Source organism: Actinotalea sp., from assembly GCF_035443605.1.
GTDB lineage: Bacteria > Actinomycetota > Actinomycetes > Actinomycetales > Cellulomonadaceae > Actinotalea.
On the sequence record NZ_DAORSQ010000089.1, the window covers coordinates 1 to 10675 of the forward strand.

At 76.2% G+C, this 10675-nt stretch carries 9 protein-coding genes; 7 read left to right on the plus strand and 2 right to left on the minus strand.

What is annotated here, in order from left to right; translation table 11 throughout:
• A partial coding sequence (locus tag PKY62_RS10200) for a heavy metal translocating P-type ATPase (RefSeq protein ID WP_324536600.1) occupies positions 1 to 1203 on the plus strand: 1203 nt, incomplete at its 5' end.
• An 81-nt stretch (positions 1204 to 1284) separates the two neighbouring features.
• Here PKY62_RS10200 and PKY62_RS10205 read toward each other — a convergent pair.
• Entirely contained in the window at positions 1285 to 2070 is a 786-nt protein-coding gene (locus tag PKY62_RS10205; protein WP_324536601.1) for an ABC transporter permease, read from the minus strand.
• Positions 2067 to 2999 carry an ABC transporter ATP-binding protein gene (locus PKY62_RS10210; protein WP_324536602.1) on the minus strand — a complete coding sequence of 311 codons (933 nt, stop codon included), beginning with the start codon at positions 2997 to 2999 and terminating at the stop codon, positions 2067 to 2069. The genes PKY62_RS10205 and PKY62_RS10210 overlap by 4 nt, the downstream gene beginning before the upstream one ends.
• A gap of 149 nt (positions 3000 to 3148) precedes the next feature.
• Here PKY62_RS10210 and PKY62_RS10215 point away from each other — a divergent pair, with 149 nt between their 5' ends.
• The 6 genes from PKY62_RS10215 to PKY62_RS10240 all read left to right on the plus strand — a co-directional run.
• Positions 3149 to 3949, plus strand: coding sequence for a CPBP family intramembrane glutamic endopeptidase (locus tag PKY62_RS10215; RefSeq protein WP_324536603.1), 801 nt, complete (start codon positions 3149 to 3151; stop codon positions 3947 to 3949).
• Positions 3950 to 4001: 52 nt separating this feature from the next.
• Entirely contained in the window at positions 4002 to 5510 is a 1509-nt protein-coding gene (locus tag PKY62_RS10220; RefSeq protein WP_324536604.1) for a diguanylate cyclase domain-containing protein, read from the plus strand.
• A gap of 52 nt (positions 5511 to 5562) precedes the next feature.
• On the plus strand, positions 5563 to 8052 hold the full coding sequence (locus PKY62_RS10225) for a lysylphosphatidylglycerol synthase domain-containing protein (protein WP_324536605.1): 2490 nt from the start codon (positions 5563 to 5565) through the stop codon (positions 8050 to 8052).
• Positions 8049 to 8771 (plus strand): ABC transporter ATP-binding protein, encoded by a 723-nt coding sequence (locus PKY62_RS10230; protein WP_324536606.1) that lies wholly within the window; start codon positions 8049 to 8051, stop codon positions 8769 to 8771. The genes PKY62_RS10225 and PKY62_RS10230 overlap by 4 nt, the downstream gene beginning before the upstream one ends.
• Positions 8768 to 10330, plus strand: a complete 1563-nt coding sequence (locus PKY62_RS10235; protein ID WP_324536607.1) for a DUF6297 family protein — start codon at positions 8768 to 8770, stop codon at positions 10328 to 10330. Before PKY62_RS10230 ends, PKY62_RS10235 begins: the two co-directional genes overlap by 4 nt.
• A gap of 9 nt (positions 10331 to 10339) precedes the next feature.
• A partial coding sequence (locus tag PKY62_RS10240) for a deoxyribodipyrimidine photo-lyase (protein ID WP_324536608.1) occupies positions 10340 to 10675 on the plus strand: 336 nt, incomplete at its 3' end.

A 10675-nucleotide genomic window follows, 5' to 3' on the forward strand; every position in this document is an offset into this window, starting at 1 on the left:
GTCGTCATCGCGCTGGCCACGCTGGCGGGCTGGCTGCTCGCCGGCGGCGGCGCGCAGGCGGCGTTCACCGCCGCCGTCGCGGTGCTCATCATCGCGTGCCCGTGCGCGCTCGGGCTGGCCACGCCCACGGCCCTGCTCGTCGGCACCGGCCGGGGCGCGCAGCTGGGCATCCTCATCAAGGGCCCGGAGATCCTCGAGTCCACCCGCCGGGTGGACACCGTGGTGCTCGACAAGACCGGCACCGTGACGCAGGGCCGGATGGAGCTGGTCGACATCCTCGTGCCAGCGGGTGGCGACGTCGACGAGGTGCTCCGGTTCGCCGGGGCCGTCGAGGCCCGCAGCGAGCACCCCGTCGGCCGAGCCATCGCCGAGGTCGCGGCGCAGGCCGGAGCGCGCCCGGCAGACGGCGTGGGCGAGGACGGCGTCGAGATCGGCTCCGACCAGGTGCTCGAGTTCCGCAACGACGCCGGCCGCGGCGTCAGCGGCGTGGTCCGCACCGCGCACTCCGGGCTCGACATGGGCCGGCGTGTGCTCGTGGGCCGTCCCGAGTGGCTGCGCGGGCAGGGCGTCGACACCACGCCGCTCGACGTGGCCTTCGACGGCGCGGTCGCGGCCGGCACCGCCGTCATGGCCGCGTGGTCGGGAGTGGCCCGCGGGGTGCTCGTGCTGCGCGACCCGGTCAAGGCCACCTCGGCGGCCGCCGTCGCGGAGCTCGTCGCCCTCGGCCTGCGCCCCGTGCTGCTGACCGGCGACAACCGGGCCACCGCCCAGGCCGTCGGGGCAGAGGTCGGCATCGCCGAGGTCATCGCCGAGGTGCTCCCGGCGGACAAGGTCGACGTCGTCACGCGCCTGCAGCGCGAGGGGCGCGTCGTGGCGATGGTCGGCGACGGCGTCAACGACGCCGCGGCCCTGGCCCAGGCCGACCTCGGCCTGGCGATGGGCACGGGCACCGACGTCGCGGTGCAGGCGGCCGACATCACCCTGGTGCGCGGGGACCTGCGCAGCGCTGGCCAGGCGATCCGGCTGTCCCGGCGGACCCTGCGCATCGTCCAGCAGAACCTCTTCTGGGCCTTCGCCTACAACGTCGCAGCCATCCCGCTCGCCGCGGCCGGCCTGCTCAACCCGATGATCGCCGGCGGGGCGATGGCCTTCAGCTCGGTGCTCGTGGTGACCAACTCCCTGCGCCTGCGCCGCTTCACCTGAGCCAACCAGCCGGGCGGCACGACTGCGGAGGATCCGGAACGGAGAGCGTTCCGGATCTTCCGCGCCCGCGCCGGGCAGGGCTCAGCGGAAGCGACGGCCCTCGTCTCGCCGGTACACGGCGGCCGTGATCGCGGCGAACACCACGGACCAGGCCACGAGCACCACGAGCGCCCGGCCGGAGACGTCGCCCCCGACGGCGACCGGGACCACCACGTCCCGGGCCGCGCGGCTGGGCAGCGTCGTCGAGAGCGTGTCGAGCCAGCCGGGAAAGGTCTCCGGCGGGACGAACAGGCCGCCGGCGAACGCGAGCGGGAAGACCGTCACCTGCGCCACGGCGACCGCCGCCTTGGCCGGCAGCCCGTAACCGATCGTCAGGCCGATGAGCAGGAACGGCACGCTCGCCAGGACGAGCGCCCCGAGCCCGGCGAGCAGCCGGGCCGCCGGGATCGAGGCCTCGGTGAGCAGCGCCGCCACTGCCACCAGCGGCAGCACGCCGAGCAGCGCGAAGAGCGTCCCGTTGAGCACCCGCCCTGCCATCCGCGGCTCCGGTCCGGCCGGCAGGGTCCGCACGTACGGGTCGAACGGCAGCGCCCTGTCCTCCGCGACACCGATCCCGTAGGTGAAGATGCACGTCGACATCACCGCGAAGACGGCCAGCTGGGCCGTGGCAGCAGTGGCGAAGACCGGGTCGCCCGCGGCCGCCTCCTGCGGGACGACGAAGGACAGCAGGGCCAGGGTGGGGAACACGGTGGTGCCGATGACCGCGATGGGCACCCGGACCGTCTCGAGGAACCCGTAGCGGAAGTGCACCAGGGCGAGGGTGACCGGGGAGACGAGGCGCGACGACGGCGCGGTGGGGGTGCTCATGGCCGGACCTCCGCCGCCGCGGCGGCCGTCAGGGACAGGAACGCCTCCTCGAGGGAGGCGCTGCGGACCTCGAGCCCGCGGAACGGGACACCGGCGACGACGAGCGCGCGCACCACGGCGTCGGCGTCGGCGGTGCGCAGCAGGTGACGGCCGGTCGCGGGGTCGACCTCGTGCCCGACGACGCCCGGCAGGGCCCGGAACCCGGCGCGCGCGAGGTCGAGGTCGAGGTCGAGGTCGAACGTGACCCAGCGCAGCGCGACCCGGCCGAGCACCTCGGCGATGGGCGCGTCGGCCAGCAGGTGCCCGTGGTCCACGACGACGACCCGCTTGGCCAGCGCCTCGATCTCCTCGAGGTAGTGCGAGGTGACCAGCACGGTGACCCCCTGGGCGTGGAACGCCCGCAGGGCCTCCCACAGCACGTGCCGCGCGTCGACGTCGAGCCCGGTGGTGGGCTCGTCGAGCAGCACCAGCTGCGGCCGGCCGGCGAGGGCGAGGGCGACGGCGAGCCGCCGCCGCTGACCGCCCGACAGCCCGCCGGTCTGGCGCCGTGCGAGCTCCGTCAGGCCGAAGGTCTCCAGCAGCTCCGCCGTGGGCACCGGGTCGGGGTAGTGCCGCCGGACGAAGTCGATCACCTCGGCCACCCGCAGGGTTGCGGGCAGCCCGGTCTCCTGCGGCGTGGTGCCCAGACGGGTCCGGCTCGCCGGGTGGCGCGGGTCGCCGCCGAAGATCCGGACGGTCCCGCTGTCCGGGTGGCGCAGGCCGTCGACGAGGCTCAGCAGCGTCGTCTTGCCGGCGCCGTTGGGACCGAGCAGGCCGACCATCTCGCCGGGGCCGACGCGCAGCGAGACGTCGTCCAGCGCGAGGGTGGCCCCGAAGGTGCGGGTGACGTGGTCGACCTCGACGACGGGGGGCGGTGCGGTGCTGGTCATGCGTCCTCGCTCACGGGGTCGGGAGGGGCCGGCCGGGAGGCGCGCGGCCCCCGCCCGGGTGGAGGCCACCGTCCCTGGTGGCCCGGTGACCACCTGGACGACAGCGTAGTTCGCACGCCGCCCGGCACCGGCTGTCGTAGGTTGACCCGGTGACCGCGACAGCCCCGGAGACGACCGCCACCCCGGGCCGGTCCGTGCGTCACCTGCGCGCCGAGGTGTGGATCGTGCTGGGCCTGTCGCTCGGCCAGTCCGCCGTCTACGCCGCGCTGCGCCTCTACACGCGGCTGACCGCGGACGTGCCGCTCGGCGACCAGTCGGCGACGCTCAACCCCACCGTCTCGCCGCGCCCGTACCTCGACCTCGTCTACCAGCTCGTCGGCATCGGCTTCGCGCTGGTGCCCGTCGCCCTGGCGCTGTACCTGCTCGCGGCACCTGCCGGCCTGCGCGCCGCGCTCACGCGGATCGGCCTGGACGCCGCCAGACCGGGCCGCGACCTCGCCGTCGGCGCCGGGCTCGCCGCGGTCATCGGCATCCCCGGGCTCGGCGTCTACCTCGCCGGGCGCGCGCTGGGGATCACCGTGCAGATCGCGCCGTCCGGGCTCGACGACTACTGGTGGACCGTGCCCGTGCTCGTGCTCTCGGCGCTGCAGAACGCCCTGCTCGAGGAGGTCGTCGTCGTCGCCTACCTGCTCGAGCGCCTGCGCGAGCTGCGCTGGTCCGTGCCCGCCGCCCTCGTCACGAGCGCCCTCATCCGTGGCGCGTACCACCTCTACCAGGGCCCGGGGATGGCCGTGGGCAACGTCGTGATGGGGCTGGTGCTGGGCGGCTGGTACCTGCGCACCCGGCGCGTGCTGCCGCTCGTCATCGCCCACACGGTGCTCGACGTCGTCGCGTTCGTCGGCTGGGCGCTGGCGCCGGACGAGTGGTTGGTGGCGCTCGGTCTGGCCTGATGTCGCAGGTCAGGGCACACTGGTCCCACCTTCGTGCAGAGGCTGGGGAGGTATGGGCACTGCGACGCGCTCCCGCGCGCTCTCGCCGCGCGCCTCGATCGGCCTGCTCGTCGTCGGCGCCCTGGCCGCGGGCCTCGCCGCCTGGCCGGCCTTCCGCTGGCTGCACGAGGTCGGGCTGGTCACCGGCTCGCCCCTGGTGCTCGCGCTGCTGCTGCCGCTCATCGGGCTCATGGGCACGCGAGCGGTCCAGGAGCGGATCGGCGGCGGGTCGCTCACCACGCGTCCCACGCTGCGTCTCGCGCTGGCGTTCAGCCTCTTCGCGGCGTTCACCTGGACGGCCGGCTGGTCGCTCATCCTGCCCGCCACCGCGATCCTCGTGGCCGTGGTGCACATCCAGCGGTCGGGCAGCACCGTGTGGCGCCCCGCGGTGCTCATCGTGTCCCTGGCGACCCTGCTCGGCCAGGCCGGCGTCGCACTGGGCTGGGTGTCCAGCGTCGTGGACCCCGCGGTCAGCCACCTCGCCGCGACCGCCACCCTCGTGCTGGCGTGCCTCGGCATCCTCACCGTCGGGGCGTCTGTCGCCGAGCGTGACGCCGCCGGCGAGGCGCTGGCCAGGGCGGACGCACGGCTCCGGGCCCTCATGGAGAGCTCGACCGACGTGCTGACGGTGAGCGACGCCACCGGCCGGCTCACCTACGTCAGCCCGGCGGTGGGCCGGTCCCTGGGGTACGACGCCGCCCGCCTGCTCGGCACCCCGCTGCTCGACCTCGTGGACGCGGAGCAGCGCCCCGAGGTCGCGGAGCACCTCGGCCGGGTCATCGCCGCGGGCAGCGGGACGCGGACCAACCTCGACGTGCTCGTCGCCCTGGCCAGCCACGAGCGGCGCTGGCACGAGTGGACGGTCCACAACCTCCTCGACGAGCCGCTCGTCGAGGGCCTGGTCGTCGAGCAGCGCGACGTGACCGACCGCCTGCTCCATCAGGACGCCCTCGCCCACGCCGCGGCGCACGACGACCTCACGGGTCTGCCCAACCGCAGCGACCTGCTCCGCCGGCTCGCCGCGAGCCTGTCGGAGGCCGGGCCCGGCGCCGGCCTCGCGGTGCTGTTCCTCGACCTCGACCGGTTCAAGCAGGTCAACGACACGTTCGGCCACGCGGCGGGCGACGAGCTGCTCGTGGTGCTCTCGCGCCGGCTGCGGGCCGGCCTGCGCCCGCACGACCACCTCGCCCGGATCAGCGGCGACGAGTTCTGCGCCATCCTCACCGAGATCCACGACACGGGCGAGGTCCACGCGGTCGTCGAGCGGCTCGAGCGGCTCGTCGAGCAGCCCGTCGCCCTGGACGCCCAGGCCATGGTCCAGGTGGGTGTGAGCGTCGGCGTGGCCCTGGCGTTCGACGCCACCCGGACCCCGGCGGCGCTGTTCGCCGCGGCCGACGCCGCCATGTACTCGGCGAAGCGGTCACGGCGCACCGCACCGGGGATCGTCGGGCACCACCCGCAGGACCGACGTCACGACGACGGGCCCGGCTCGACCGGCGAGCAGCGCTCCGCCGCGGGCTGAGGACAGCGCGCCTCGAGCGGCTCCGCGCGGGGCCCGGCCTAGACTCGCCAGCATGCCCATGCCAGCAGCGGGCCGGATCGGCCTGCGGGGGCGAGCGCCGGCGGAGCACGGGGTGCGGATCGTCGACACCCCGGCCGAGCGCGTGCACCACCCCGCCGACCTCGTGGGCGTCGTGCTGGCCGCGCTCGGGATCGGCGTCGTCGTCGTGCTCGCCCTGTACGCCCAGAACACCACCACCGGGGTCACCGAGGACGTCCAGGGGATCGCCTCGATCGTCCGGCGGATCCTCTTCCTCCCGGTCGCGGTGCTGGAGGGGCTCATCACGCTCGTCGTGCCGCTGGCCGTCGTCGCGGAGCTGGTGCTGCGCCGCCTGGGCCGCCACGCCCTCGAGGCCGTCGCGGGTGGCGTGCTGGGCATCCTCACCGGCCTGGTCTCGCTGTGGCTCATCGAGACGTTCGCCATCGACGACCTGCGGATCGCCTTCAGCGTGGTCAGCCACGGCGAGCTGGTCGTCACCGTCCCGCCGCTGCTCGTCGGCACGGCCGCCCTCATCACCGTCGCGGGCACGCGCAACCGCCGCCGCACCGTCGGGGCCTCGTGGAACCTTCTGTGGCTGGGCCTCGGCGTCGCGCTCGTCACCGGGGCGATCACGCTGCCGGGCGCGCTCCTCACGGTGCTGCTCGGCCGGCTGGTCGGCCTCGGGCTGCGCTACGCGTCGGGCGTGCAGTCCGAGCGGGCCTACGGCGCGGCCCTCGTCGACGGCGTGCGCCGGGCCGGCTTCGACCCCATGAGCCTCGTGCGGGTGCGGGACGTCACCGCACGGCAGGGCGCGGGTGAGGAGAGCGCCCCCGACCTCGCCGCCGTCGCGATCACGCGCAACAGCGACCACCGCGTCTACGCCATGACCACGGCGGACGGTGAGCGCTACGACGTCGTCGTGCTCGACGGCGACCGCCAGGTGGTCGGGCTGCTGCTGCGGTCGTGGCGCTCCCTGCGGCTGCGCGGCATCGACGGACGCACCGTCGTCTCGCTGCGCCAGGTCGCCGAGCGTGCCGCGCTGCTCAGCTACGCAGCGTCCGCAGCCGGCGTGCGCACGCCGCGCCTGCTCGCGCTGGCCGAGTCGGAGGACTCGATGCTCCTCGTCCAGGAGCACACCCCCGACGCCGTGCCGCTGCGGCACCTTCCGCCGGAGGACCTCACGGACCACGTGCTCGACGCGGTGTGGCAGCAGCTCCGCGTGGCGCACCAGGCCGGCCTCGCCCACCGCGCGCTGACCTCGGACGTCGTGCTGGTGCAGCCGGGGCAGCTCCCGCCCGCAGCGCTGCTCATCGGCTGGGAGTCGGGCGACGTCGCCTCCTCCGAGCTCGCCCGACGCGTCGACGTCAGCCAGCTGCTCGCCGTGCTCGCGCTGCGGGTGGGCGCCGAGCGGGCCGTGGCCGCCGCGTCGCGCGTGCTCAGCGACGCCGAGCTCATCGTCACCGGGCCGCTGCTGCAGACCATCGCGATGCCCCGGACCACGCGCGAGGAGGCCCGCGAGCGTCGTGGGGTGCTCGCCGAGGTCCGCGAGGCCCTGCTCACCCGGCTCCCGGAGGCCGACGTCGAGCCGGAGCGGCTGGTGCGCTTCGGCGCGCGGACGGTGCTGACGCTCGCGCTGTCGATCACCGCCGTGCTCGTGGTGGTCACCACCATCAACTTCGCCGAGATCACCGCCGCCCTGACGTCCGCGGCGCGGCCCTGGTGGGCCGCAGTGGCCTTCGGGCTCGGCATGGTGACGTTCCTCGGCTCCGCGCTCGCGCTGGTGGCGTTCTCGCCCGTGCGGCTGCCGCTGTGGCGCACCACGCTCGTCCAGACCGCCGGCTCGTTCGTCGCCCTCGTGGCGCCGGCCGGCGTGGGCCCCGCAGCGCTCAACCTGCGCATGCTCACCCGCCGCGGGGTGAGCAACACCCTCGCGGTCGCCTCGGTGGGCCTGGTGCAGGTCTCGCAGTTCATCACGACGGTGGTCCTGCTGCTGGTGCTGTCGCTGGTCAGCGGCACCGACAGCGCCCTGCAGATGCCCTCGACGACGGTCATCACGGCCGTCGCGGTCATCGCGCTCGCCGCCGGCGCCGCCATGCTCGTGCCGTGGGTGCGCCAGTGGGTGACCGCCCGCACGGTCCCGCTCTGGCGCCAGACCTGGCCCCGCCTCGTCCAGCTGCTGTCGCAGCCGAAGCGGTTCGCGGTCGCCGTGGCCGGCAACCTCCTCATGACGCTGGGGTACCTCGGTGCGTTCGCCGCGAGCCTCGCGGCCTTCGGCCTGGAGCTGTCGCTCATCGACCTGGCGCTCATCTACCTGCTGGGCAACGCCGCCGGTGCGCTGGTGCCCACTCCCGGCGGTCTCGGCACGGTCGAGGTGGCGCTCATCACCGGCCTGACCACCACGGGCGGGATCCCGGGCGCGCTGGCGACCTCGGCCGTGTTCCTCTTCCGCGCGGTGACCTTCTGGGGCCGCGTGCCCTTCGGCTGGGTCGCCATGCGGGTGCTCCAGCGCTCTGGCGAGCTGTGAGCCGGGACCCCGGCTCGCCGCGTGACCGCCCCGAGGATGCGCCCGTCGTGCTGGCCCGCGGGCTGGTGGTGGGCTACGGGCCGATCCCCGTCTGCGCGCCCGTCGACCTCAGCCTGCGGCCCGGGCAGGTGCTCGCCCTCGTCGGGGCCAACGGCTCGGGCAAGTCGACCGTGCTGCGGGCGGTCCTCGGCCTGCTCGAGCCGCTCAGCGGCCGGCTCGAGGTGTTCGGGGCGCCGGTCGACGAGCGGCTGGCGACCGTCCGTGCGCGGGTGGCCGGCGTGCTCGACGACGACGCCTGGTTCCCCGGCCTGACCGTGCGCGAGCACCTGCTCCTCACGGCCGCGGGGCACGGCGTGCGCAACACGTCCACCGTGGTCGACGACCTGCTGGAGACGTTCGGCCTGACGGACCACGAGGACGCGGTGCCCTCGGCCCTGTCCTCCGGCCAGCGCCGCCGCCTGCTGCTGGCCGCCGGCTTCGTGCGCCCGCGCGACCTGCTCGTCCTCGACGAGCCGGAGCAGCGCCTGGACGCCGCGATGCGCTCGGAGCTCGCCGAGCTCATCCGGGCCGAGGCGCGGCGCGGTACGGCGGTGCTGCTCGCGACGCACGACCCGGCGCTGCTCACTGCCCTGGGCGCGCGCGCGGTGCTGCTCGACGACGACCGCTGCCGGCGACTGTCCGCCGCCGACGCGGTCGCGGCCATCACCGGCGTGCTGTGAACCCGGTCGACCTCGACCACGACCCGGCGCTCGTCCCCGCGGGCAGCAGGGTGCGGCGCCTCACCGACGCGATCCAGGGTGCCCGCGAGGGCCGCGGGCTCGGCGCGGCCCTCGGCGAGGTCTGGTACGTGCTCATCAGCCTCGCCGTCAGCGTGGCCGTCGTCGTCGGGGTCGCGGGCGGGCTGCGCGGCTCGGTCCCGGCGCCGGAGCCGGGGGACGCGCTGCTGGCGGGCGAGGTGCCCGGCCTCCTGCTCGTCCTGGCCGTGGTGGGCGGGCTGCTGGGCCTGGCCGGGCGGCTGGGTCCGGTGGGGCTCGGCGGGGGTGGCGCGGCCTGGTGGCTGCCGCTGCCGGTCGACCGACGCGGGCTGCTGCGACCCTCCGTGCTCGCCTGGCCCGCCGGGGCGGCGGCCACCGGGACCGTGCTCACCCCGCTGGCCCTCGTGGTGCTCGGCACCCCGGCCACCCTGGCCGACGTGCTGAGCTGGGCGGCCCTCGGCGGGGCGGTGTGCGGCCTGCTCGTCGCCCTCGCGACGCTCGTGCAGGAGCACGGCGCGGGCCGCGGCAGCCGGGTGGTCGCCGTGGCCGGCGACCTCGTGCTCCTCGGCGCCGCGCTCACCGTGGGTGCGATGGCCCTGCTCGCGCCCGTGCGCTCGGCCCTGGCGCTGCCGGCCGGGAGCCTGGTGCCGCCGGCCGACGCGTTGCTCGTCGGTGCCGGCGGCCTCGCCGTCGCCGCGATCGGCGCCACCCTCGTCGGGGAGCGTCGCGCGGGGCTCCTGCCGGGCGCGCGCCTGCGTGCGCAGGGCTCCGTGGGCGACCGGGCGCGTGCGGCGGTCCTGTCGCTCGACCTGCGCGAGCTCGGCCGGGCCCTGGCCGTCGGGCCGACGTCGGCGCACCGCCGGTCGCTGCGTCGGGTGCCCGTCGGCGCGGCGCGGGTCCTGGTGCTGAGCGACGTCCTGCTGCTCGCGCGCACGCCCAGGGCCGCCGTCCAGGTGTCCGTGGCGGCCCTCCTGGGCGCCGCGGCCAGCGGCACGGGCCTGCTGGGCGGCGGGCTGCCGCTCGCGGCCGGCTGGGTGCTCACGGGGTTCTGGGCCGCGAGCAGCGCCGCCGGGGGCGCGCGCAACGCCGACCTCGTCCCCGCCACGGACCGCGCGCTGCCGCTGTCCGCCCGCCACGTGCGCCTGCTGCGGGGCGTCGTCCCGCTGCTCGGGGCCGTGGTGTGGACGGTCGTCGTCCTCGGCGGTCAGGCGGCCCGGACGGGCGACCCCGCGTGGCTGGGACTCGTCCCCGCCTGGGCGGTGGTGCTCGCGGCCGCCGCGCTGCGCTCCGCCTACCGGCCGCCGCCGCGGTTCCGCGTCACCGCGGCGAGCCCGATGGGCGGGGTGCCGAGCACCGGTGGCGCCTTCCAGGGGCTCGACGTCGTGCTCGCCGCCACGCTGCCGACCACGGTCGCCCTGTACCTCGGGGGCCTGAGCCCCGTGCTCGTCGGCGCGCAGTGGGGGGCCACGGCGATCACGGCGGCGGTGCTCGTCGGGACGGCAGGGCGACGCCGGCGCGCCTAGGCTCGGCCCGTGACGAGTGTCCTGTGGTTGCGCCGCGACCTGCGGCTGCACGACCTGCCCGCCCTCGGCGAGGCCCACGCTGCCGCCGGTTCTGGCCCGTCCGACGGCGTGCTGCCGCTGTTCGTCGTGGACCCGGCGCTGCTGGCCGGGGCGGGCACCGTCCGCACGGCAGGCCTCCACGAGGCGCTGGCCGCGCTGTCCGACGCCTACGACGGCGCCCTGGTGCTGCGCGTCGGACGCCCGGTGGACGTGCTGCCCTCCGTCGTGCGCGAGGTCGGCGCCGGCAGCGTGCACGTCTCGGCCGACTGCGCCCCCTACGGCCGACGCCGCGACGCGGCGGTCCGG